Origin of the sequence: Mycobacterium sp. AT1, assembly GCF_002043095.1 — a bacterium.
GTDB lineage: Bacteria > Actinomycetota > Actinomycetes > Mycobacteriales > Mycobacteriaceae > Mycobacterium.
Genome location: NZ_MVOC01000027.1, coordinates 260,571 through 283,029, shown reverse-complemented (window position 1 = coordinate 283,029; position 22,459 = coordinate 260,571). Strand labels below are relative to the sequence as shown.

At 69.0% G+C, this 22,459-nt stretch carries 20 protein-coding genes; 12 read left to right on the top strand and 8 right to left on the bottom strand.

Translation table 11 applies throughout. The features are described from left to right. Positions 1-684, top strand: a 684-nt coding sequence (locus B1790_RS13705) for an HNH endonuclease signature motif containing protein (RefSeq protein WP_142271293.1), incomplete at its 5' end; no start/stop codon positions are given. Here the strand turns inward: B1790_RS13705 and pip are convergent. From pip to B1790_RS13690, 3 genes are read right to left on the bottom strand one after another with little or no spacing between them, the layout of a single operon-like run. Continuing rightward, complete coding sequence (gene pip, locus B1790_RS13700) at positions 668-1,624, bottom strand: prolyl aminopeptidase (RefSeq protein ID WP_233165098.1); 957 nt, start codon at positions 1,622-1,624, stop codon at positions 668-670. The two genes, B1790_RS13705 and pip, sit on opposite strands and share 17 nt — an antisense overlap. Beyond that, positions 1,624-2,409, bottom strand: coding sequence for an enoyl-CoA hydratase/isomerase family protein (locus B1790_RS13695; RefSeq protein WP_079923717.1), 786 nt, complete (start codon positions 2,407-2,409; stop codon positions 1,624-1,626). Before B1790_RS13695 ends, pip begins: the two co-directional genes overlap by 1 nt. A gap of 24 nt (positions 2,410-2,433) precedes the next feature. Continuing rightward, on the bottom strand, positions 2,434-3,117 hold the full coding sequence (locus tag B1790_RS13690; protein WP_079923716.1) for a TetR family transcriptional regulator: 684 nt from the start codon (positions 3,115-3,117) through the stop codon (positions 2,434-2,436). A gap of 69 nt (positions 3,118-3,186) precedes the next feature. Between B1790_RS13690 and B1790_RS13685 the strand changes: the two genes are divergently transcribed. Together B1790_RS13685 and B1790_RS13680 are read left to right on the top strand one after the other, a co-directional pair. Then, positions 3,187-4,260, top strand: a complete 1,074-nt coding sequence (locus tag B1790_RS13685; RefSeq protein ID WP_079923715.1) for a ferredoxin reductase — start codon at positions 3,187-3,189, stop codon at positions 4,258-4,260. A 160-nt stretch (positions 4,261-4,420) separates the two neighbouring features. Next, positions 4,421-5,494, top strand: coding sequence for an acyl-CoA desaturase (locus B1790_RS13680; protein ID WP_233165108.1), 1,074 nt, complete (start codon positions 4,421-4,423; stop codon positions 5,492-5,494). 84 nt (positions 5,495-5,578) lie between these two features. On the opposite strand, the gene nei2 is transcribed toward B1790_RS13680, so the two are convergent. Then, positions 5,579-6,349 carry an endonuclease VIII Nei2 gene (gene nei2 / locus B1790_RS13675; RefSeq protein WP_079923714.1) on the bottom strand — a complete coding sequence of 257 codons (771 nt, stop codon included), beginning with the start codon at positions 6,347-6,349 and terminating at the stop codon, positions 5,579-5,581. Between the two features lie 193 nt (positions 6,350-6,542). Here nei2 and B1790_RS13670 point away from each other — a divergent pair, with 193 nt between their 5' ends. The 8 genes from B1790_RS13670 to B1790_RS13635 are packed head-to-tail and all read left to right on the top strand — an operon-like array spanning position 6,543 to position 13,960. Continuing rightward, positions 6,543-7,064 carry an MSMEG_0572/Sll0783 family nitrogen starvation response protein gene (locus B1790_RS13670; RefSeq protein WP_056556557.1) on the top strand — a complete coding sequence of 174 codons (522 nt, stop codon included), beginning with the start codon at positions 6,543-6,545 and terminating at the stop codon, positions 7,062-7,064. A gap of 10 nt (positions 7,065-7,074) precedes the next feature. After that, positions 7,075-7,965, top strand: a complete 891-nt coding sequence (locus B1790_RS13665; RefSeq protein ID WP_079923713.1) for a carbon-nitrogen hydrolase family protein — start codon at positions 7,075-7,077, stop codon at positions 7,963-7,965. Beyond that, positions 7,958-8,257 (top strand): MSMEG_0570 family nitrogen starvation response protein, encoded by a 300-nt coding sequence (locus tag B1790_RS13660; RefSeq protein WP_079923712.1) that lies wholly within the window; start codon positions 7,958-7,960, stop codon positions 8,255-8,257. Before B1790_RS13665 ends, B1790_RS13660 begins: the two co-directional genes overlap by 8 nt. Further along, positions 8,254-9,543, top strand: coding sequence for an MSMEG_0569 family flavin-dependent oxidoreductase (locus tag B1790_RS13655; protein WP_079923711.1), 1,290 nt, complete (start codon positions 8,254-8,256; stop codon positions 9,541-9,543). Before B1790_RS13660 ends, B1790_RS13655 begins: the two co-directional genes overlap by 4 nt. A 14-nt stretch (positions 9,544-9,557) precedes the next feature. Beyond that, complete coding sequence (locus B1790_RS13650; RefSeq protein ID WP_079923710.1) at positions 9,558-10,613, top strand: MSMEG_0568 family radical SAM protein; 1,056 nt, start codon at positions 9,558-9,560, stop codon at positions 10,611-10,613. Between the two features lie 5 nt (positions 10,614-10,618). After that, on the top strand, positions 10,619-12,022 hold the full coding sequence (locus B1790_RS13645) for an MSMEG_0567/sll0787 family protein (RefSeq protein WP_079923709.1): 1,404 nt from the start codon (positions 10,619-10,621) through the stop codon (positions 12,020-12,022). Position 12,023: 1 nt separating this feature from the next. Then, positions 12,024-12,863, top strand: a complete 840-nt coding sequence (locus B1790_RS13640) for a carbon-nitrogen hydrolase family protein (protein ID WP_142271292.1) — start codon at positions 12,024-12,026, stop codon at positions 12,861-12,863. 2 nt (positions 12,864-12,865) lie between these two features. Next, complete coding sequence (locus B1790_RS13635) at positions 12,866-13,960, top strand: MSMEG_0565 family glycosyltransferase (RefSeq protein ID WP_079923708.1); 1,095 nt, start codon at positions 12,866-12,868, stop codon at positions 13,958-13,960. On the opposite strand, the gene B1790_RS13630 is transcribed toward B1790_RS13635, so the two are convergent. The 3 genes from B1790_RS13630 to B1790_RS13620 are packed head-to-tail and all read right to left on the bottom strand — an operon-like array spanning position 13,957 to position 16,215. Further along, on the bottom strand, positions 13,957-14,898 hold the full coding sequence (locus B1790_RS13630; RefSeq protein WP_079923707.1) for an SDR family NAD(P)-dependent oxidoreductase: 942 nt from the start codon (positions 14,896-14,898) through the stop codon (positions 13,957-13,959). The two genes, B1790_RS13635 and B1790_RS13630, sit on opposite strands and share 4 nt — an antisense overlap. Before the next feature lie 47 nt (positions 14,899-14,945). Beyond that, positions 14,946-15,437, bottom strand: a complete 492-nt coding sequence (locus B1790_RS13625) for a DUF2834 domain-containing protein (protein ID WP_079923706.1) — start codon at positions 15,435-15,437, stop codon at positions 14,946-14,948. Positions 15,438-15,492: 55 nt separating this feature from the next. Continuing rightward, complete coding sequence (locus tag B1790_RS13620; RefSeq protein ID WP_079923705.1) at positions 15,493-16,215, bottom strand: TetR/AcrR family transcriptional regulator; 723 nt, start codon at positions 16,213-16,215, stop codon at positions 15,493-15,495. 56 nt (positions 16,216-16,271) lie between these two features. Between B1790_RS13620 and B1790_RS13615 the strand changes: the two genes are divergently transcribed. Then, positions 16,272-17,738 carry an FAD-dependent monooxygenase gene (locus tag B1790_RS13615; protein WP_079923769.1) on the top strand — a complete coding sequence of 489 codons (1,467 nt, stop codon included), beginning with the start codon at positions 16,272-16,274 and terminating at the stop codon, positions 17,736-17,738. Positions 17,739-17,784: 46 nt separating this feature from the next. Here B1790_RS13615 and B1790_RS13610 read toward each other — a convergent pair whose 3' ends face one another. Then, positions 17,785-22,314 (bottom strand): ATP-dependent helicase, encoded by a 4,530-nt coding sequence (locus B1790_RS13610; protein ID WP_079923704.1) that lies wholly within the window; start codon positions 22,312-22,314, stop codon positions 17,785-17,787. Between the last annotated feature and the right edge of the window lie 145 nt (positions 22,315-22,459).

The window sequence follows — 22,459 nt, the reverse complement described above, 5'->3', positions numbered from 1 at the left end:
CTCGCCAAATACGCCGCACCCGGCATGTGCAACCCCGCCGACCACGAACCGCGCACCTCGGGGACCCCCAGCCAGGAGCAGATCGACAACGACACCCGCACCGTCGGACAACGCAACCACGACGCGCTCATCGCCGTCGGACGGTCCGTCCTGTCCTCCGGTGAACTGGGCCAGCACAACGGATTGCCCGTCACCGTCATCGTCACCACCACCCTGCAAGACCTCGAATCAGCCCGCGGCAGTGGCGTCACCGGCGGAGGATCACTGCTCCCGATGGCCGATCTGATCCGGATGGCCTCCCACGCCCACCACTACTTGGCGGTGTTCGACAAGCACACCAACGAAGCCCTCTACCTCGGCCGGACGAAGAGGTTGGCGTCGGTGGGGCAGCGGATCGTGCTCCACGCCCGCGACCGCGGGTGCACCAAACCCGGGTGCACCGTCCCCGGGTACGGCACCCAGGTCCATCACACCAATGGGTGGGCCAAGAACAACGGGCAAACCAACATCGACGAAGTAGTCTTCGCCTGCGGCGGAGACAACCGCCTCGCCGAACAAGGCTGGACGGTCACCGTCGGCCCCGAGGGTGTGCAGTGGATACCCCCACCACCACTCGACGTCGGCCAAGCCCGGCTGAACTACCTCCACCACCCGGAACGACTCCTGGTCACACCCGACGGCTGACGTCGTCGAGGAAGTCGACGAGGTGGTCGGCCATCACGCCGCCGGCGGTGTGCCCGACGCCACGTACCAGGTGCAGCCTGGCGGCGGGCCACCGCTGCGCGAGCTGCCACGCGATGTCCGGGGGACTGCTCAGGTCGAGGCGACCGTGTATCAGCACCGCGGGCAGGTGGGCGATGCGCGCCACGTTGCGCAGCAACTCTCCGTCGGCAAGCCAGGCGGCGTGCCGCCAATAGTGAGTCACCAACCGCGCGAAGCACATTCGGTAGACGGGGTCGCCGTAGCGGGCCGGCGGCGGGCGCGTTCCGTCCACGTCGACGTGGCTGGCCTCCCACTCGCACCAATCGCGGGCAGCCTTCTCGCGCACCAGCGGGTCCGGGTCGGCGAGTAGCCGGGCGTAGCCGTCGACGAGGCTGCCGCCGCGGTCCTCCTCGGGCAGCTGGTCGCGAAAGTGTGACCACTCTTCCGGGAAGAGTCGTCCGACGTCGCGGGTAATCCACTCGACTTCGGCGGGCCCGGTGGTGGTTACGGCCGTCAGCGCCAGCGCGGTGACGCGGTCGGGATATTGCTCGGCGTAGGCCAACGACAGCGTCGTGCCCCAGGACCAGCCCGCGAGCAACCAGCGCTCCACCCCGAGATGCTCCCTCAGCAGTTCCATGTCGGCGATCAGGTGATGAGTGGTGTTGTCGGCCAAGTCAACCGCGGCATCGCCGGCATGGGGTGTGCTGCGGCCGCAGCCGCGTTGATCGAAGGCGATGATGCGGTACAGCTCTGGGTTGAACGGCCGTCGCATCCCCGGCACGCAACCCGACCCTGGACCGCCGTGCACCAGAAGCGCCGGTACGCCGTCGGGATTGCCCGATGTCTCCCAATGGATCTGGTTGCCGTCGCCCACGTCAAGCAGGCCGGAGGCATACGGTTCGATCTCCGGATACATCGGCATCAGTTCTTCTTGCGGCTCGCGAAGTCAGATGTCGCCTCGGTCAGTTCGCCGGTCGTCGTCGACAGGACCTGGCTGCGGTTCTCCAAGTGCAACGCCGCCTGCAGGCTGGGTGCCTCCAGGTTCGCCCACAACACCTGCTTGGTGGACTCGAGGCCGAACTTGCCGTATTCACAGAGGGTTTCGGCGATGGCCAGTGCCTCGTCCAGCACGGGACCCGTCGCGACGCGGGACACCAGGCCAATGCGCAGTGCCTCGTCGGCCTCGACCATGCGTGCGGTGAGAATCAGGTCGAAGGCCTGGCCGGCACCGACGAGTCGGGGCAGCGTGTAGCTGACCCCGATGTCGCACCCGCCAAGTCCGAGCTTGATGAACTGGGTGCAGAACCGAGCCGACGGTGCGGCGATGCGGATGTCGGATGCCATGGCCAGAGCGAACCCGCCTCCGTAGGCCGGACCGTTGACGGCCGAGATCACCGGCTGACGCAGGGTGCTCAACTTGACGGTGAGCTCCGCGATGCGCTCCTGCCAGCGCATGCTCGACCGCGGGAAGGAAAGCCCGCGGCGCGCGTCGTCGGGAAACGGGTCGGTCAGGTCCAGACCGGAGCAGAATCCGCGACCCGCCCCGGTGAGCACGACGACGCGGCACAGATCGTCGTCGTTGACTTCGTCGAGTGTCTGATGGAGTTCCTCGACGAGGCCAAAGTTGAGCGCGTTGAGCTTGTCTGGGCGATTGAGCGTGATGACGGCGACGTCGGGGCGCGGACGACTCAGCTCGAGATGGGACATAGCGACCCAGCCTATGGGCGGTACTCAGTCGCTACTGTGCCATCCGCTGATTCCGACGATGATGAGCCGCAACTGCTTGACGGCGGTGTGGCGGATGTCGTCGAGGGCGGCCTGGTCGGGTGCGTCTTCGATGGCTTCGGCGATCACGATCATGGAGTTCACGAACAAGCTGGACAGGATGTTGAGGTCCTCGGCGCTCCACGAGTTCAGACCGGGGAAGCGAGTCAGATCGATGGCCAATTCCGAGGTGATCAGTCGAATCTCGGTACGGATGGCGTAGCGCAGCACCGTCACGCCGCTGTTGCGTTCGCGGGCGATGAAGCGCCAGTGTTCACGGCGTTCGGCTACGCCGGCGACGAGGATGTCGACCGTCGACTCGATGACCCGACTTGGATCGAGCTTGCCTGCTCTCGCGCCGCGCAGCATGTCGCGTAGGGCGCGGAAGGACTCGTCGATGAGGACGAGGCCGAGTGCTTCCATGGAGTCGAAGTGCCGATAGAACGCGGCCGGGACGATGCCTGCCTCACGGGTCACCTCGCGCAGGCTCAACGCGCTGAAGCTGCGTTCCTCGAGGAGTCGCAGGGCAGCGGCCACGATGGCACGACGAGTCGCCTCCTTGCGTTCCTCTCGGGACAACGTGTCGCGAGAGCGGGAGGATCCCGAGCGTCCCGACCGGGACGATCGTGAACTGGGCGTACGATCGTTCACTGTTGTGAAACCTACCACAACCTGCTCGGATCCATTGACGGTCGCGTCCTGTGAGCGCACGGTATACACATGTTCACTCAAACGAAGACGCTGAGCCTGCGGGACAGAGTGCTGCGGTCGCCTCTGGTTGACCTGCTCACCGGACCGCACGGCGTCGATCGCTACACGGAGCTCGTCGAGCCCACGTGGACGCTGGGGGACTGCCGCGCCAAGGTGGTCGCGGTCCGCCGTCAGACGCCCCGCAGCGTCACCCTCACTCTTGAACCCAACGCGGCCTTCGCGGCCGGCCCGGCCCTGCGCGCCGGCCAACACGTCAACGTGACCGTCGAGGTCGACGGCCGCCAGCAGACGCGCTGCTACTCGCCGGCCAACGCCGAGGGGGACCGGCTCGTCGAGCTGACCGTCGGCGTGCACGACAAGGGCGTGGTGTCGCGGCATCTCTTCCGCAACGCCCGGCCAGGGATGGTCGTCGGACTCGACGTGGTCGGCGGCGACTTCACCCTCCCCACGCAGCGTCCCCGCAACATTCTCTTCGTCTCCGGCGGCAGCGGCATCACACCGGTGCTGTCGATGGTGCGAACGCTGGTCCGCGAGGGGGCGGACGGTGACGTCACCTTCATCCACTACGCCCGCACCGCCGAGGAGGCGTGCTATCGCCTCGAGCTCGACGCCTTGTCCGGGGTTCGGGTGCTTCACGGGTACTCGCGTGAAGCCGACGCCGGCGATCTGACGGGCTACTTCGGACCCGAACACCTCGTCGACGCGCCGGCTCCCGACGCGGTCTTCGTGTGCGGCCCACCCGCGCTGGTCGACGCCGTCCGCACGCACTACCCGGACGCCAGCTTCGAGAGCTTCGTCCCGCCGGTGTTCGAGGTTCCGACGGAGGCGTCCGGCGGAACGGTCGCCTTCGCCGACAGCGGCGTCGAGGTGACCGACGACGGTCGCTCCCTGCTCGAGCAGGCCGAGGCCGCGGGCCTGACCCCGCAGAGCGGATGCCGAATGGGCATCTGCCACACCTGCACCCGTCGCAAGACCAGCGGCGCGGTCAAGAACCGGATCACCGGTGCCGTCTCGGCGGCCGACGAGGAGGACGTGCAGATCTGCGTGTCCGTTCCCGTCGGCGACGTCGAGCTGGCCCTCTAAGCCCAATCCCACCGAGAAGGAGATCGCCATGACCGCCATCCTGAATGCTCCTCACGTCCGCACCATGCTCGACAAGACCATCGAAGAGGACGTCGCAGACGTTCTGCCCGCCCCGATCCAAGAAGCGATCACCAAGGTCGTCGGCGGCAAGCCCGTCACGATGACACCGGAGATGGCCGACGCGTTCGGTGCCGAACTGGACGCACTGCGCGAGCGGGTCGTCGCCGACCTCGGTGAGCGCGACACCACCTACATTCGCCGAGTCATCAAGGCGCAGCGCGCACTCGAGGTCGGTGGCCGGGCCATGCTGTTCGCCGGCATCCTCCCGCCGGCGTGGATCGCGGGCACTGCGATGCTGGCCGCGTCGAAGATCCTCGACAACATGGAAATTGGCCACAACATCATGCACGGCCAGTACGACTGGACCGGCGATCCCGCGCTCGCCGGTCGCAACTTCGAGTGGGACTCGGCCTGCCCGAGTGATCAGTGGCGCCACTCGCACAACTACATGCATCACACCTACACCAACATCGTGGACATGGATCGCGACATCGGTTACGGCATCCTGCGGATGAGCGAAGACCAGCGGTGGACGCCGTACTACTACGGCAACCCGGTCTACGCGTTCTTGCTGATGGTGCTGTTCCAGTACGGCGTCGCGCTGCACGAGCTGGAAACCGAGCGCATCCGCTCCGGTGAGATCAGCATCGCCGACAAGCGCGAGACGCTGAAGGGCATCTGGGGCAAGGTGAAGCGCCAGACGTTGAAGGACTACGTGGCCTTCCCGCTGCTCGCCGGTCCGTTCGCGCCGTGGGTGTTCACGGGCAACCTGACGGCCAACCTGATTCGCAACGTCTGGTCCTACGCGATCATCTTCTGCGGCCACTTCCCCGACGGCACACAGGAGTTCACCAAGGAGGAGACCGCCAACGAGACCCGCGGCATGTGGTATTTCCGCCAGATCCTCGGCTCGGCGAACCTCACCGGATTGTCCCCCCGTCGCTCCGCTCGCCCCGAATCGGCAAAGCTCTTCCACGTGATGAGCGGCAATCTGTCGTTCCAGATCGAACACCACCTGTTCCCCGACATCCCCGCCTTCCGGCATGCGGAGATCTCGCAAGAGGTGCAGGAGATCTGCGAGCGTTACGGCATTCCCTACAACAAGGGTCCGCTGCCGCAGCAGTTCGGCACCGTCGTCCGCAAGATCTGCAAGCTGGCGCTGCCCTGGAACTAGCCCAGACCTGCCGCGACCAGACGCAAAGGGCCCTCAATCCGTGCGATTGAGGGCCCTTTGCGTCTGCTCGCGGGGCGAGGGGGGCTACGTCTGGCAGACCGGGCACCAGAACGAGATCCGCTCGGTGCCGGTGACCTGAGCGCGATCGGACTCGATGGTCGTCCCGCAGCGGCGGCACGGTCGTCCGACCCGGCCGTACACCCAGAGGTCGCTGCCCGCCCTGGTGTTGCCGGTGGTGGTCCGGTTGACGCGAGACCGGTTCAGCCACAGCATGTCCCGGGCGCGCTGCACGATCCGCAACGGATCCTTGACCGCGCTCACCGGCGAACTGGGCAGGCGTCCCGACACGAAGCACAACTCGTTGGCGTAGACGTTGCCGACACCCGCCATCACCCGTTGGTCCAGCAGCGTCTCGGCCAGCGGGCGATCCAGGTCCGCCGTCAGGTTGGCCGCGGCGACCCGTGGCTCCCAGTCGTCGCCAAGCAGGTCGGGGCCCAAGTGCGCGACGGCGTCCATGTCGAGATCGCGCCGCAAGATCTCCAGCACCCCGAGGTCGACGCCGGCGGCGCGAGAGTCGGCTGTTTCCAGGATGATCCGCACCTTGTGCTGGGGGACGCGGCGGATCTGACCGTCGACCAGCCACGCCCCGTCCATCTTCAGGTGCGAGTGGATGCTTGCGTCCCCCACGCGGATGAACAGGTGCTTGCCGCGGCTGAGCACCTCGTCGACCACCTGGCCGGTGAGATCCACGGTGGCGAACTTCGGTACCCGCACGTCACATCGCGTCAGCGTCTTGCCAGCCAGGGCGGTCCGCAGCTTGTCCGCGGCGCGGAAGACGGTGTCACCTTCTGGCATGGGGTGAACCTACCCGCACCACCGTTTGTTACACCCTCGTGTCGGGTGTGAGCTCCGGATAACCGAAACGTATTCCTGCGATGACCATTCGGAAACGTGCGGCTTCTCTAATTGGGTCAAGCCGAAATCATCTGGCCTGCCGGCAGCGTCGCCGAGTTCGAAGAACCCTCACCCGAGAATCCTGGAGTCAGCCATGTCGTTTGACGATTCGATCGCCGAGAAGATCAAGACCTCGCTCGCCGAGATCCCGCATCCGTCCCTGCCGAAGGGGTCCAACATCTACGGCGGCACCAAGATCTTCCCCGACTACCAGGCCGAGGAGGGCGAGAGCTACTTCACGCTGGTGCACGGCATCGCCCACGAGTCGTCGGTCAGCTTCGTCGCGGTGCTGCAGGCCACCAGGGCGCTGCGCAAGGGCTTCGACTCCGCCCTCTACTTCTACGGACCGGGCTCGATCAACTGCCTGGCCACCCGCGGCTTCCCGAAGACCGGCGACTCGGGCTTCCCCGGCGAGCAGAACATCAACGACTCCCTGGCGACCTTCATCGCCGAGGGTGGCACGGTGTTCTGCTGCCGGTTCGGTCTCGCGCTGCACGGCGGACGCGAAGAAGACCTGATCGAGGGCGTCATCCCCGCCCACCCGCTCGACGTGCAGGACGCGCTGATCTACTACGCGCGCAAGGGCGCGATCGTCAACTCCACCTACATGGTCTAGGCGGCTCGAGATGACCAAACTCGCGGCGGTCGCGGCGAACTTCACCCGCGACCTCGAACAGAACTACGCGTTGATCGACTCGTTGGCTCGGGAGGCCAGGGACGCGGGCGTCGACTTCATGGTGTTGCCAGAGGCTGCCATCGGCGGATACCTCTCGTCGTTGGGCAACCACGGCGACACGGTGAAGACGACCACCCGGTCACTGCCGCCGGCCATTCGCATCGACGGGCCCGAGATTGCCAGGGTGCAGCAGATCGTCGGCGACCTGGTGGTTGCCATCGGCTTCTGCGAACTGGACGCCGACGGCGAAACCCGTTACAACGCAGCGGCGGTACTCGACGGCAGCCGGGTGTACGGCACCTACCGCAAGGTTCACCAGCCCCTCGGTGAGGGCATGTCCTACTCGGCGGGCTCCGACTACGACGTGTTCGACACGCCCGTCGGCCGGGTGGGTCTGCAGATCTGCTACGACAAGGCCTTTCCCGAAGCCGCCCGCATCATGGCGCTCAAGGGCGCCCAGATCATCGCCAGCCTGTCGGCGTGGCCTGCGGCCCGGACGGCGACCGCGGAGAACTTGCAGGACGACCGGTGGACGTACCGCTTCAACTTGTTCGACGCCGCCCGGGCCTTGGACAACCAGGTGTTCTGGATCGCCTCCAATCAAAGCGGTACGTTCGGCTCGCTGCGCTACGTCGGCAACGCCAAGGTCGTCGACCCCGGCGGAAACGTGCTCGCCACAACGCTTCTCGGTAGCGGAATGGCGATCGCGGACGTCGACGTCGACGGCACCTTCCGCGCCATGCGCGCGGGCATGTTCCATCTGCGCGACCGCAGGCCGGACGTCTACGGACCGGTGGTCGCGGGGGGTGCCGCCCAGTGGCAGGAACTCGCCCATGCCTGAGATGACCTTCGACGTGCGGTGGCCCGACGGCCGGGTGCAGCGCTGCTACTCGCCAAGCCTGGTGATGCACGACTACCTGACCTCCGGCTCGGACTACACCGTTGCGGACTTCGTCGACCGGTCCGCCACGGCGTTGCAGGAGGCCAGCGACCGCGTGCGCGCCAAGTTCGGCTTCGCATGCACATCGGCTGCCGCAACTACCGAGCAAATCAGCTTTGCGGCAACGCAATACCCCGGTGACGCGACGATCCGCGTCGTCGCCATGCACCCCGGACTGGAGAAGACCTCATGACCGCCGAACACGTGTCCGTCGCCGTCATCGGCGGCGGTCAGGCCGGCCTGTCGGTGAGTTGGTACCTGCTTCAGGAGGGCGTCGACCACGTCGTGCTGGAGGCCAAGACCCCGGTACACGCCTGGGCGGACACCCGCTGGGACAACTTCACCCTGGTGACGCCCAACTGGCATTGCAAGCTGCCGGGCTACGCCTACGACGGGGCCGATCCCGACGGCTTCATGACCCGCGACGAGGTCGTGCAGTGGCTGGACGGGTGGCTTCGGACCTTCGAGCCGCCGCTGCGCACGCACACCCGCGTCACGACGTTGCGTCGCCGTGCCGCAGGCGGTTTCGAGCTGACGCTGGCCACCGAGGCAGGCCAGGAGACGTTGACGTGTGACCACGCGGTGGTGGCAACCGGCGGCTATCCCATTCCCGTCCTGCCCGCCTTCGCGCCGTCGCTGGACAGCTCGATCACCCAGATTCACTCGGAGCAGTACCGCAACGCCGGTCAGCTGCCCGAGGGCGCGGTGCTGGTCGTCGGCACCGGCCAGTCCGGCGCCCAGATCGCCGAGGACCTGCATCTGGAGGGCCGTCAGGTGCACCTCGCGGTCGGCAGCGCACCGCGGGTGGCCCGGTTCTACCGCGGTCGGGATTGCATGACCTGGCTCGCCGACATGGGGCTCTACGACAAGCCCGCGCCCGAGTACCCCGGCGGCAAGGCGGCCATCGAGAAGACCAACCACTACGTCACGGGTCGCGACGGCGGCCGTGACATCGACCTGCGTCGTTTCGCCGCCGAGGGGATGCGGCTCTACGGCACCCTCGGTGACGGCAAGGACTCCCGGCTGACCTTCGAGCCGTCGCTGCGGCACGCGCTCGACAGGGCCGACGCGACGTACAACTCGATCTGCGCCGACATCGACGCGTTCATCGAACGGGAGGGGATCACGGCGCCGCAGGCCACCCGGTACACCCCGGTCTGGGAACCCGAGGCCGAGGTTACCGAGCTCGACCTGGCCGCCGCGGGCGTCACCAGCATCGTCTGGGCGATCGGCTACCGGCCCGACTACCGGTGGATCGAGGCCAGCGCCTTCGACGGCGGTGGGCGGCCGATGCAGAACCGAGGCGTCACGGAGGTCGAGGGCCTGTCCTTCGTCGGACTGCCGTGGATGCACACGTGGGGTTCCGGTCGATTCCTCGGCGTCGACCGCGACGCCAAACACATTGCGACGACGGTCATCGACGATCTCCGACGCCAGTCCGCGACAAGCGCTCATCGCCGCCTCGCCGTGGCCCGCTGAGAACGAGGAAAGCCATGTCCGTCTCCACCCGCGTCGACCTCACCCTGCTCGGCATCCGGGGCCGCCCGCCCGTCAGCCGCACCGCCGGTGCCGGCCCCAGTGCCGACGGCCACCTGATGATCGACGGACGCGCCGCCGCGATACCGCTGAATCCCAACAGCCCCTTCGTGTTCGACGGCAGCCGCGTTCTGCTCGACGGGGAGGACTCGGGCCTGGAGGTCGACGTGATCGACCGTCCCGCGTTCTACGATCTCCGGACCGCCGAGGGCGTGTCGTATGACAAGATCGCCCGGCTACACGGCCGAAACGTGCTGGCCACCACAGTCGTCCAGACATGCATCCGGTACGGCGTCGACGATCGGTGCCGGTTCTGCTCGATCGAGGAGTCGCTGCGCTCGGGCGCCACGACCGCGGTGAAGCGTCCACACGAGCTGGCCGAGGTCGCCGAGGCCGCGGTGCGGTTGGACGGCGTCCGCCAGATGGTGATGACGACGGGCACGTCGGCGGGCACCGATCGCGGTGCCCGGCATCTGGCCCGGTGCGTGCGGGCGGTGAAGGCTGTGGTGCCGGATCTGCCCATCCAGGTTCAGTGTGAGCCGCCGGCGGATCTGGCGGTGCTGACCGACTTGCGCGAGGCCGGCGCGGATGCGATCGGCATCCACGTCGAGTCCTTGGACGACGAGGTACGCCGCCGGTGGATGCCAGGCAAGGCGACGGTTCCCCTTGCGCAGTACCGCGAGGCGTGGCGGGAGGCGGTCCGCGTCTTCGGCCGCAACCAGGTGTCGACGTATCTCATCGTCGGGCTTGGTGAGAACCCAGACGAATTGATCGCCGGCGCAGCAGAACTCGTCGAGATGGGGGTCTACCCCTTCGTGGTGCCGTTCCGTCCGCACCCCGGCACGCTGGCGGTCGACGTCGACGGCGTAGGCGCGCCCGACGCGGCAACCGTCGAGAAGGTGTCACGGGAGGTCGCCAACGTGCTGCGACTGGCGGGGATGGCCGGTGCCGACCAGAAGGCAGGCTGCGCCGCGTGTGGGGCGTGCGGCGTCCTGCAGAGCGTCGGCGGGTGAGAGGCATGGAGACGCTGTCGATTCTCGCCGGAACCCGCACCCACGCCGGTCCTGCGGCGAGCTTCCTCATCCGCCGGGCGGACGACGCCGCCGACCTGGCCGCCTACCGCGGGCTGCGTCACGACGCCTTCGTCGTCGACCAGCACCTCTTCGCCGGGAGCGACGCCGACGACGTCGACGACGACCCGCGCACGGTGGTCCTGGTGGCGGTCGCCCAGGACGGAACGGTGGTGGGCGGCGTGCGGCTGACCCCGCGGTGCGAGCCCGACCTCGGTTGGTGGACCGGCAGCAGGCTCGTCACCAGTTCGGCCGCGCGGTCGTCGGGAGTCGGTCCGGCACTGGTCCGCGCGGCGTGCGCCCACGCGGAGTCGGCGGGCGTGCTGCGTTTCGACGCCACCGTGCAGCGGCGGTACGCGGCGATGTTCGGCACGCTCGGCTGGGAGGACCACGGTGATTGTCTGGTGGCCGGCCAGCCGCACGCGCTGATGCGGTGGCCGCTGCACCGGATGCAGCGCCTCGCCGACGCCACCAAGTCGTTTCTCGGGGACGCCCTGGCGCCGTTGCGCGCGGTGCCCGGCGGTCTCGGTCCCGACGGTTTCGTCGGCGACGACGGCGTGCCGCTGCCCGGCAGCGACCTGGTGGCCGCGTGTGATGCAATCATCCCGTCCATGGTGGAACGCGATCCGGAGTGGGCGGGGTGGTGCTCGGTGCTGGTCAACGTCAACGACCTGACCGCGATGGGCGCTGCGCCGACCGGGTTGCTCGACGCCGTCGGGGCACCTACCCGATCGCTGCTGACCCGCATCGTGCGCGGCATCGCGAAGGCCTCGCAGGCGTGGCGGGTGCCGGTGCTCGGCGGCCACACCCAACTCGGGGTGCCCGCCTCGTTGGCGGTGACGGCCTTTGGGCGCACGTCGAGTCCGATCCGCGCCGGCGGCGGTTCCGCCGGTGACACCGTGCGTCTGACGGCCGATCTCGAGGGCGGGTGGCGGCCGGGTCACCATGGCAGGCAATGGGATTCGAGTAGCACCCGGAGCGGCGACGACCTCGCCGAGTTGTCCACGCTGGTCGCGCGGATGGCGCCGCGGGCGGCGAAGGACGTCAGCATGGCCGGTGTAGTCGGCACGATGGGAATGCTGGCCGAGGCCAGCGGGACGGGCGCCGAACTCGACGTGGCTCGCATTCCCCGGCCCGACGCCGCCGACATGGGTGCGTGGCTGACGTGCTTTCCGGGATACGCCATGCTCACCGCGGACCGGGCGGGAGCGTCGTCGCCACGCGTGCCGTCCGGTGTGGTCACGGGAGCGTGCGGGGAGCTGACCGCTCGCCGTGGGGTCCGACTGAGGTGGCCCGACGGCGTCACCACGACCGCGGTGGCGGCGGACGTCACCGGGCTGGGAAGGGCCTGACTTGGGACTCGTGACGATCGGTGCGGTCGCGGCGCACTTCGGCCGCGACGTGGACCGTGGCGTCAGCAAGGTGGTCGGCATCGTCGAGGCGGCCTCGCGTGACGGCGTGGAGTTGTTGGTGTTCCCCGACGCGTGTCTCGGCGGGTACATCGGCGATCTTCGCGCGCCCGATCTGAACGACCAGCCACCCGCCTTGGATCCCGACGGGCCGGAGATCGCGGCGGTGATCGCGGCGGCGGGTCCGATGACGGTCTGCGTCGGGTATGCCGAGCAGGCGCTTGGCGGACGCTACAACGCGGCGATCTGTGTCTCGGGTGACGGGGTGCTGGGCCACCACCGCAAGGTGCATCAGCCGGCGGGGGAGTCGTTGGCGTATTTGGCGGGTGACTCGTTCGCGGCGTTCGACACCCCGGTCGGTCGGCTGGGGATGCTGATCGACTACGACAAGACGTTTCCCGAGTCCGCGCGTGCGCTCGCGCTCGACGGCGCTCACGTCATCGCCGCGTTGTCGGCGTGGCCGGCCAGCGTCACCGACCGGGCGTCCCGGTTGCCCGCGGACCGGCAGGCGCGGTTGTTCGACCTCTACGACTGTGCCCGCGCCGCGGAGAACCAGGTCGTCGTCGTCTCGTCGAATCAGACGGGCGTGATGGGCGCGCTGCGCTTCCTTGGCCAGGCGAAGGTCGTCGGCCCTGGCGGCGACGTGTTGGCCAACACGGGCTCAAAGGGGGGATTGGCCAAGGTCACCGTCGACGTCGAGGCCGAGATCACCCGCGCCCGAAAGGTGTTGAACCACATCGCCGAACGTCGGGTCGACGCCTACGGTATCGGCGCTGGGAGCTGACCGTGCGCGTCGCGCTGCTCACCTATTCCACGAAGCCTCGCGGCGGCGTCGTGCACACGCTCAACCTTGCCGAAGCGCTCGCGGAGGCGGGCGTCGACGTCACGGTGTGGTCGCTGGCCCGACAGGGCGACCGCGGGTTCTTCCGCGCCGTCGATCCGCGCGTGCGGGTACGACTGGTGGACTTCCCCAACGAGGGCGAGGAATCGGTCACGGCGCGCATCGTGCGGTCGATTGCGTTGCTGCGCGAGGCGTTCACGCCGGAGGCCTACGACGTCGTGCACGCGCAGGATTGCATCAGCGCCAACGCGGTGGGGCGCTGCATCCGGACCATCCACCACCTCGACCAGTTCACCACGCCCGTCTTGGCCGAGTGCCACGAGAAAGCCGTCGTCGAACCGTACGCCCGCATCTGTGTCTCAGGGGCGGTGGCCGCGGAGGTGCGGGCCGGGTGGGGCTTGTCGCCGGCGGTGATTCCGAACGGCGTTGCGGCGCAACGGTTCGCCGCCGCGGCGTCCGACGACCCGGTCGCCGAGGCGCGGCGCGCGGAGTGGCGGCGCCGGCTGGGGCGTTATGTCCTCGCGGTCGGCGGCATCGAGCCGCGCAAGGGCACCCTCGACCTGGTGGAGGCGTATCACCTTCTTCGGCAACGAGATCCCGACGTCGGACTGGTGATCGCCGGTGGGGAGACGCTGTTCGACTACCGCGACTACCGGGCCGAGTTCGAGCGCCGATGCGCCGAGCTGGACGTCCAGCCGCTGATCCTCGGCGCGGTCGAGGACGGCGACCTGCCGAGCCTGGTTGCCGCGTCGTCGGTGTTCGCCTTCCCGTCGACCAAGGAGGGGTTCGGGTTGGCCGCGATGGAAGCGCTCGCCGCGGGTCGTCCCGTCGTCACCCGGGATCTGCCGGTGCTGCGCGAGGTCTTCGGGGACACCGTCCGCTACGGCGCGACGCCGACCGCATTCGCGCACCTGATGGCCGAGGCCATGGAGTCCGGCGCGGATCCGGGGCCGGGACGCGCGCTGGCTGCGTCGCTGACGTGGGCGGCGGCCGCGACCCGCCACGTCGAGTTCTACGCGGCTCACCCAATGCCGGCTTAAGCGAGGCCTGTCAGCGTCAGCGAAAGTTCCCACAGCCGTTCGGCATTCGCGGGGTCCAAGGCGTACGGCGCGACACCGCCGCGGCCGGGGCCGGGGCGTCGGTCGACCACCGAGGCTTCGTTGCAGTCCTCGAAGTACCGACCGCCGACGCCGTCGAGCAGCGGGGACGCCGCCAACAACGTCGACGTCGCGGCGCCCTGCTCGACCGTCTTGAAGTCGGTGCCCGCGGCCCGGAACGCCGTCAGCGCCTGCTTGGCGTAGTCGGCGGGGAGGTGCCGTTGCAGCGGCGTGGCGATGCCGCCCGGCATCAACGCGTTGGCGAGGATTCCGTCGGCCTTCCAGCGACGGGTGGCCTCGACCGCGAAGAGCACGTTGGCGGTCTTCGACTGGCCGTACGCGCCGAAGGGGTCGTAGTCACGGAACGCGAAGTCGACGTCGTCGAACACCACCGGTGAGCGCAGGTGACCCGACGAACTCACCGAGACGATACGGGCCCCACCGGCCGAGGCGAGCGCGTCGTGCAAGCCGACGGCGAGCGCGAAGTGTCCAAGGTGGTTGGTGGCGAACTGCATCTCGTGGCCGCTCGGAGACAGGGTCAGCTCCTGAATCGCCATCACCCCGGCGTTGTTGACCAGGATGTGCAGCGGGCCGCTCCACGCCGCGGCGAAGGCGTTGACGCTGTCCAGCTCGCTCAAATCCAAGGCCGCCACATCGACGGTGCCGCTGATGTCCGCTGCGACGCGGTGACCCGCGGCGACGTCGCGGACGGCCAATGTCACCTCGGCGCCGGCGTTCGCGAGGGCGCGCGCGGTTTCGACCCCGATGCCAGACGCGCCGCCGGTGACGATCGCCCGCAGGCCCGTGAGGTCGACGCCTGCGATCACCTCCGCCGCGGTCGAGTCGAATCCGAACGGGGTGCGCAGTCGTGTGTCGGTCACGACCGTGCTCAACCTGGTTCGGTGTGGTGATGTTCCCGCCGGGCGCGTCAGGCGGGAATCGACGCGGTGGGCGCCGAGGTCTTCTGGTGGCGGTGTTGACGTTCCACGACCGCGAAGTAGAAGGCGTACGCGAACGCGCAACTGGTGAAGAGGCTGGCGACGAAGAACAGCCACGGCCGACGGATTCCACGTCGGTGCCCGTCGACGATCGTGAACAGCGGCAGCAGCACGACGTTGATGATCGTGTAGTCCTGGCTCGCCGATGCCGCCGCGGGGTTGACGTAGCCGAGGGCGATGAACTGTTGCCAGCTGCCCGGGCCCCAGAAGGGGTTGCCGCCGGGGACGGCGTACTGGGCGACGAACTGGTGGTTGAAGTAATAGCCGAGCGCGATCGACGCGACGCCGATGACGTAGAACGCGATTTCTAGCGCCGAGAACGCGGGTCCGTCCGTGGGGCGGGCGAAGACGTGCGGGTTGGCGCGGACGATCCAAGCGATGACGAGGACGCCGAGGATGCCGTGAACGATCAGCGAGACCATTTTCCGAGTATGGAACGCCACCGCCGATGTTTTGTCACTTTTGCCATTTCGGCGGTCAGCGGTGGTCGAGCCCGTCGACCATCAACCCGAGCGTGAAGTCGAACCTGTCGTGTCCCTCGCCGGCGGTCAGCTCGGCGGCGTACCGGGTGGTGTTGGGGAACGTCGCGGCGGGCAGGGCTGCGAAGCGGCGCAGCAGCTCGCCGCGGTCGAGCACCCATTCGGTGTCGTCGTCGGCTGCCCGCTGCCGCGCGATGGACGACTCCAGGCAATAGGAGGCCACGTACAGGAAGAGGGCGTCGACTGCCCACGCGGCGGCCTGGGGTGCGATGCCGCCGGCGAGCAGAATCGCCAGCATTCCCTCGTTGACGCGCACGATCTCGAGGTCGGTGGGCGCCATGGCCAGCGCCGCGCGGGAGATGCCCGGGTACTTGAGGTACTGGTCGCGCATCTGCGTGCACACGCTGCGAATCTGCTCCCGCCAAGCGTCGGGATCGGGCTCGGGCAGGTCGAGCTTGGCGCACAACCGGCCCATGAGCAGCTCGTCGAGATCGGCCTTGTTGACCACGTGGGCGTAGAGCGACGCGGGTCCGGTGTCGAGTGCATCCGCCAGTCGGCGCATCGTGAGCGCCTCGTATCCCTCTGCCGCAACGACTTTCAATGCGGTGTCGACGACGTGCTCCGGGGTGAGCGGCGTCTTGCGGCGCCGCGGTCGCGTGACGGCGGATGTCCCGGGGCCTGGCGGCTGATGGCGCGCCGCGCGCCGCTCCTTCGGGTTCACGCGTCCAGCTTAACTTGACACGAACTGTGTTCGTTATTAGAACGGTGTTCGTGAACATGGCGCAGAAGTGCGGATTCGACGTGACCGTCGTCGGAGCCGGTCCCGTCGGCCTGATGCTCGCCGCGGAACTGGCGCTCGCCGGAGCCGACGTCCAGGTGTTGGAGCGGCTGACCGAGCCGGATCGGGCGATGAAGGCGCAGTCGATCAACGTTCCGACGGCAGAAGCGCTCGACCGCCGCGGTCTGCTGCCTGCCGGGACATCGGGCCCGCGGTTCACCGGACACTTCGCCGGGATGGTCCTCGACCCCGACCTCGTCGACTGGTCCGATCCCGACTTCGCCGCGCACACCGCCGCCGATCGCTGCCGCATGATCGCGCAACCCACCCTTGAGGCACTGCTCGCCGAGCACGTCGAACGACTCGGCGTACCGGTGCATCGCGGCGTCGAGGTCACCGCGTTGGAAGACACCGGTGACGGCGTCCGCGTGGACACCTCCACCGGCGCGGTGCATACCGGATGGCTGGTGGGCTGCGACGGCGGGCGCAGTGCGGTACGCCGACTTGCGGGCATCGAATTCCCTGGCACCGCAGCCGAACTCGTCGGATACCAAGCGCTCGTCGAGATCGTCGATGACGAGAGACTCGCGGACGGTTGGGTGTGGTCGGCGCACGGGGTGTACCGCCACGGTCCACAGCCAGGTCGGGTGGTCACCCTCGAGTTCAGTTCTGCCGGTGCGCAGTTCGCGCGTGCCGACCGTGCGGCGGCGGTCACTCTCGACGAGGTGCAGGCCAGCCTGCGCCGGACTTCGGGCACCGACGTCACGGTGACGGCACTGCGCACGACGCCGACCCGCTGGACCGACAACACCCGCCAGGCCGCGGACTACCGATCGGGGCGGGTGCTGCTGGCCGGCGACGCCGCCCACGTGCACCCTCCGTTCGGTGGCCAGGGTCTCAATCTGGGGATCGGCGACGCGATGAACCTCGGTTGGAAGCTGGGCGCCGTGGTGGCGGGCCGGGCGTCGGGGGCGCTTCTCGACACCTACGACGCCGAGCGCCGGCCCGTCGGCGCCTGGGTGCTGGATTGGACGCGGGCGCAGACCGGCCTGATGCGGGGCGACGCCAAGTCGGCCGCTCTTCGCGGGGTCGTCGGCGACCTGCTGGGAACCTCGGCGGGCACGACCTACGCGGTCAAGAAGATCTCGGGGGTGACGCAGCGCGTCGGCCCTTCCGGCGACCACCCGTTGGTCGGGGCGCTGGTCCCCGATCTCTGGCTGCGCGACGGCTCCCGTCTGGTCGACCACGGCCACGGCGGAGGTTTCCTTTTGCTCGACCGCTCGCGAGACGGTGTGTTCACGCGCCTCGCCGCGCCGTGGGCCACCGACGTCACGACCGTCCCGGACGACGACGGGACGCCCGCCGGCGTCCTGGTGCGCCCCGACGGCGTGGTCGCCTGGGTGAGTGACACCTCCGACGGTGCGGGGCTGGACGACGCCCTGCGGCGATGGGCGGGCATTCGATGACCGCCACGACCGCACTGCCTCTGCGGCGCGCGGTGCCGTGGCCGTTTCAGCGCAGGCGTAGCCCGCGCGGGGTCCGGGAGAAGCCGCTGCCGGTCAGGGCGTCCTGGACCGCGACGTGCTCCGGGCCCGCGCCGGTCTCCAGGACCGGGACGCCGTTGATGCGCTCGACGAGGAGCGACTGAAGCCGGCCGGCGCCTACCAGCTCGACCAGTGCCGTCGCGGCGGCGGCATGCGCCTCGGCGTCGGGTGAGAAAGCCAGCAGCGACCGGCCGCCCCGCTCCAGGAACCAGGTCAACTCCCCGTCGACCAGGACGACCAGCGCGCCGGCCTTGCGCCCCGGTCGGTGTCCGGTGTCCGCCTCGGTGGGCCACGGCAGCGCGGCGCCGTAGGGATTCGCGGGGTCGGCGGCGGCCAGCACCACCGCGTGATAGTCGCGACGCTGGCGGTCCAGGTCGTCGAGGTAGGTGCGCAGCCGGTCGACCGTGGACGCCACCGCGAACTGGGCGCCGCCAAGGGATTCGACGAAGTAGCCGCGCTGGCACCGGCCGACGTCCTCGAGGGCGGTGAGCACCTTGTACAGCATGGCGAATCCGCCGGGCGTCCCCTCCGACGCGCCCTTGGTCAGCACGCCGTACCGGTTGAGCAGGAGCTCCGCGGTGAAATGCGCCCGGATGGTCGAGTCGGGCTCGGGGTGCGGCAACGCCGACCAGCGGCCGGCGACCGTCGCGTCGGTGGTGCGGGTTTGGGCGTGGGCGACGCTGTAGCGGCTCAACCGCGGCGGACGTTGGCGCTGCCGGTGGGCGCCGCCCCGCTTCCCCGATCCCGCGAGCAGGGCGCGCACGGGAGCGAACGTGTCACCGGTGACCCGCCCCGCCCAGATCAGTTCCCAGAGAGCGGCTTTCGTGTCGGCCTCCGAAGCGCCGGCGGTGAGTTGGCGGAAGAAGTAGGCCCCGCCGTTGCCGAGGGTGTCGAGGACCTCGCGGTGCACGTCGGTGAGCTCGAAGTCGGCTGGCGCGCCAAGCGTCAGCGGTGCGGTGTCGGCGCTGTGAAACGCGATCCAGCCGTCACCGCTGCTGATCGAACCGGCGCCGGACCACGTCACCTCGCCCGCGGCCAGCAGCTCGTCGAGCATCGCGGGCTGGTAGTTGCGCACCCGCTGCCCGAACACCAACGGCTCGATCGCCGACGCGGGAATCGGCACCCCGGAGAGCTGCTCGATCACCGACGCCAAACCGTCGATCCCCGTGCTCTTCTCGACGCCGACCTGTTGCCAGGCGGGCAGGAACCTGGCGTACGCCGCGGTGCTGACCGGTTCGACCTGGGCCCGCAGGGCGGCCAGCGACCGTCGTCGCAGGATCTTGAGAACGTCGGCGTCGCACCACTGCTCGGTGTCGACCGGAACGGAGGTGGTGAACTCGCCGCGCACCAGCCGCCGGTCCGACGACATCCGGCCGAGTACGTCGGCCGTCACCCGCAGACCCAGTCCGAAGCGTTCGGCGGCGTCGGCGGTGGTGAACGGGCCGCGCGTGCGGGCGTATCGACCGAGGAGCTCACCGAGCGGATCGGCGACCGACTCGGTGAAACTGGCCGGGATGCCGACGGGTACGGCGATGCCGACGCCGTCGCGGAGAAGGCCGATGTCTTCGACCGCCACCCACCACGTCTGGCCAGCGAACGACACCGTCAACGCACGGCGGGCCGACCGCAGGCCCTCCACCCAGCCACCGACCTCGTCGACGGTGGACCGCTGCGCCACCTCGGCTTCGGTGAGTGGCCCGAGCAGTCGCAGCAGATCGGCTACCCCCTCCGCGTCGCGCACCTTTCTGTCCTCGGCGAGGTGCTGCAACTGGGCGACGGTCGACTCGATGACCTTTTGGTCGAGGAGTTCGCGGAGCTCGACGCGACCGAGCAGTTCGGCGAGCAGCGTGCTGTCCAGCGACAGGGCCGCCGCCCGCCGCTCGGCCAGCGGACTGTCGCCTTCGTACATGAAGGCCCCGACGTAGCCGAACAGCAGTGACGCCGCGAACGGAGACGGCGTGACGGTCTCGACCTCGAGGATGCGAATGCGCCGTTGCGCAACGTGATTCATCAAATCGCGCAACGTCGGAACGTCGTACACGTCTTGCAGACACTCCCGGACCGTCTCCAGGACGATCGGAAAGTCGGGGTATTTGCGGGCGATGTCGAGCAGCTGCGCGGCGCGCTGACGCTGATGCCACAGCGGCGACCGCTTGCCGGGGTGGCGCCGCGGCAACAGTAGCGCGCGGGCGGCGCATTCCCGGAACCGCGACGCGAACAGCGCAGAGCCGCCCACCTCGTCGGTGACGATGGGGTCGATCTCGTCGGCGTCGAAGACGAACAGCTCGGCACCCGGCGGCGTGTCCTCGGTGTCGGGCAGGCGCACGATGATGCCGTCGTCGGACGCCGTCGGCTTCTCGTCGATGCCGTAGCGTTCCCGCAACCGTCTCGCCACCGCGAGCGCGAGCGGCCCGTGCACCCGCAAGCCGTAGGGGGAGTGCAGGATAACCCGCCAGTCGCCGAGTTCGTCGCGGAAGCGTTCGACGACGAACGTGGTGTCGGTGGGGACGGTGCCGGTGGCTTCCTTCTGGTCGAAGATCAGCTGCCACAGGTTGTTCGTCGCGAAGTCGTTGAAACCCATTGTGGCACAACGCTCGTCGAACTTCTCACGGTTCATGGCAGCCAGTTCGCCGGTGAAAGCGCCGATCGCGGCACCCAACTCGGCGGGTCGGCCCACCCCGTCGCCGCGCCAGAACGGGAGCCGGGCGGGTTGCCCTGGCGCGGGCAGCACCAGCACGCGGTCGTGGGTGATCTCGGTGATCCGCCAGCTGGTGGCGCCCAGAGAGATGACGTCGCCGGGCCGCGACTCGTAGACCATCTCCTCGTCGAGTTCGCCTACCCGAGAGGGCTTGTCGGTGTCGGCCGAGGACGCCAGGTACACGGTGAACATCCCACGGTCGGGGATGGCGCCGCCGGAGGTCACCGCCAGCCGCTGGGCCCCCGGTCGTGCGGTCAGGGTGCCTGCGTCGCGGTCGTAGACCAACCGGGGGCGCAGCTCGGCGAACTCCGTGGAGGGGTACTTGCCGCTCAGCAGGTCCAGCGTCGCCTCGAACGCGCTGCGGGGCAACGTGGCGAACGGGGCGCTGCGCCGCACGGCGTCGAACCAGCGGTCGGCGTCCAGCGGCTCGAGTGCGGCCGCCGCGACGGTGTGCTGGGCGAGGATGTCGAGGGGATTCGTCGGCACCCGCATGGTCTCGATCTCACCCGCGAGCATGCGCTGGACCGTCACCGCGCAGTCGATGAGATCGGTGCGGTGCTTCGGGAACAGCACGCCCTGGGAGATCTCGCCGACCTGGTGACCTGCACGGCCGATGCGCTGCAGCCCGCTGGCCACCGACGGTGGGGACTCCACCTGGATGACGAGGTCGACGGCCCCCATGTCGATGCCGAGTTCGAGGCTGGAGGTGGCCACCACGGCCTTGAGTCGACCGGTCTTCAGATCGTCCTCGACGATCGCCCGCTGCTCCTTGCTGATGGATCCGTGGTGAGCCTTGGCCAGGAGCGGCTCGGCGCCCTTTGCCACGCCGCTGCCCATCATCTGGGCGGGAAAGCCGCCGCCGACCTTCGGGTTGGGCGTCTCGACGAGCTCGGTTCCCTGGCGCTCGGCGTGTATCTCGTTGAGCCGGGCCGTGAGTCGCTCGGCGAGCCGCCGGGAATTGGCGAACACGATCGAGGACCGATGAGATTCGATGAGGTCGACGATGCGTTCCTCGACGTCGGGCCAGATGCTGTTGTTCTCGAGGTTGGCCATGTCGGGGACGGGCACCTGAACCGACAGGTCGAAGGTCTTGGCAGCCATGGGCGCCACGATGGTGGTGGGGGACTGGCCGGACAGGAACCGGGCCACCTCCTCGGGCGGTCGGACGGTCGCCGACAACCCGATGCGCTGGGCGGGCTTGTCCATCAGCTGGTCGAGCCGCTCCAGCGACAGCGCAAGGTGGGCGCCGCGCTTGGTCGCGGCGACGGCGTGCACCTCGTCGACGATCACGGTGTCGACCTCGGTGAGGGTCTCCCGTGCGGCCGAGGTCAACATCAGGAAGAGCGACTCGGGTGTGGTGATGAGGATGTCGGGTGGCCGGGCGATCATCTCGCGGCGTCGATTGGGCGGGGTGTCGCCGGAGCGGACCCCGACGCTGATGCTCGGGGCGACCTCTCCTCGGCGTTCCGCGACGCGGCCGATGCCCGTCAGCGGGGTGCTGAGGTTGCGCTCGACGTCGACGGCGAGTGCCTTGAGCGGCGAGATGTACAGCACCCGGGTGCCTGCCTTGGCGGCCCGTGGCTCACCGGAGGCCAACCGGTCGACGGCCCAGAGAAACGCCGCGAGCGTCTTGCCCGACCCGGTAGGCGCGATGACCAGGGTGTTGTCCCCGTTGGCGATGGCGTCCCACGCCTCGGTCTGGGCAGCCGTCGGTGCCGCGAAGGTGCCGGTGAACCACTCCCGCGTCAGGTCGCTGAAGCGGGCCAGCGGTGCTGCCGGTGCAGCGGACTTGCGGGCCATCTAGCCATAGTGCCCGCACCCACCGACAAGACACCGCCTCCGTCGCGATTTCGGCGCGCTACCGGTCGCTCAGCGAACGGGAACGCGCCGAAGTGCCCGGTAGCGGTCGGCTGCAGCGGCGACGTCACGGCGCAGGGCTGACGCG

What these genes read in the sequence shown, in the direction of transcription:
- pip (WP_233165098.1), bottom strand. Translation starts at nt 1,624, where the DNA reads ATGCCGATGTATCCGGAGATCGAACCGTATGCCTCCGGCCTGCTTGAC.
- B1790_RS13695 (WP_079923717.1), bottom strand. Translation starts at nt 2,409, where the DNA reads ATGTCCCATCTCGAGCTGAGTCGTCCGCGCCCCGACGTCGCCGTCATC.
- B1790_RS13685 (WP_079923715.1), top strand. Translation starts at nt 3,187, where the DNA reads ATGTTCACTCAAACGAAGACGCTGAGCCTGCGGGACAGAGTGCTGCGG.
- B1790_RS13680 (WP_233165108.1), top strand. Translation starts at nt 4,421, where the DNA reads ATGACACCGGAGATGGCCGACGCGTTCGGTGCCGAACTGGACGCACTG.
- nei2 (WP_079923714.1), bottom strand. Translation starts at nt 6,349, where the DNA reads ATGCCAGAAGGTGACACCGTCTTCCGCGCCGCGGACAAGCTGCGGACC.
- B1790_RS13670 (WP_056556557.1), top strand. Translation starts at nt 6,543, where the DNA reads ATGTCGTTTGACGATTCGATCGCCGAGAAGATCAAGACCTCGCTCGCC.
- B1790_RS13665 (WP_079923713.1), top strand. Translation starts at nt 7,075, where the DNA reads ATGACCAAACTCGCGGCGGTCGCGGCGAACTTCACCCGCGACCTCGAA.
- B1790_RS13660 (WP_079923712.1), top strand. Translation starts at nt 7,958, where the DNA reads ATGCCTGAGATGACCTTCGACGTGCGGTGGCCCGACGGCCGGGTGCAG.
- B1790_RS13655 (WP_079923711.1), top strand. Translation starts at nt 8,254, where the DNA reads ATGACCGCCGAACACGTGTCCGTCGCCGTCATCGGCGGCGGTCAGGCC.
- B1790_RS13650 (WP_079923710.1), top strand. Translation starts at nt 9,558, where the DNA reads ATGTCCGTCTCCACCCGCGTCGACCTCACCCTGCTCGGCATCCGGGGC.
- B1790_RS13645 (WP_079923709.1), top strand. Translation starts at nt 10,619, where the DNA reads ATGGAGACGCTGTCGATTCTCGCCGGAACCCGCACCCACGCCGGTCCT.
- B1790_RS13625 (WP_079923706.1), bottom strand. Translation starts at nt 15,437, where the DNA reads ATGGTCTCGCTGATCGTTCACGGCATCCTCGGCGTCCTCGTCATCGCT.
- B1790_RS13615 (WP_079923769.1), top strand. Translation starts at nt 16,272, where the DNA reads ATGGCGCAGAAGTGCGGATTCGACGTGACCGTCGTCGGAGCCGGTCCC.
- B1790_RS13610 (WP_079923704.1), bottom strand. Translation starts at nt 22,314, where the DNA reads ATGGCCCGCAAGTCCGCTGCACCGGCAGCACCGCTGGCCCGCTTCAGC.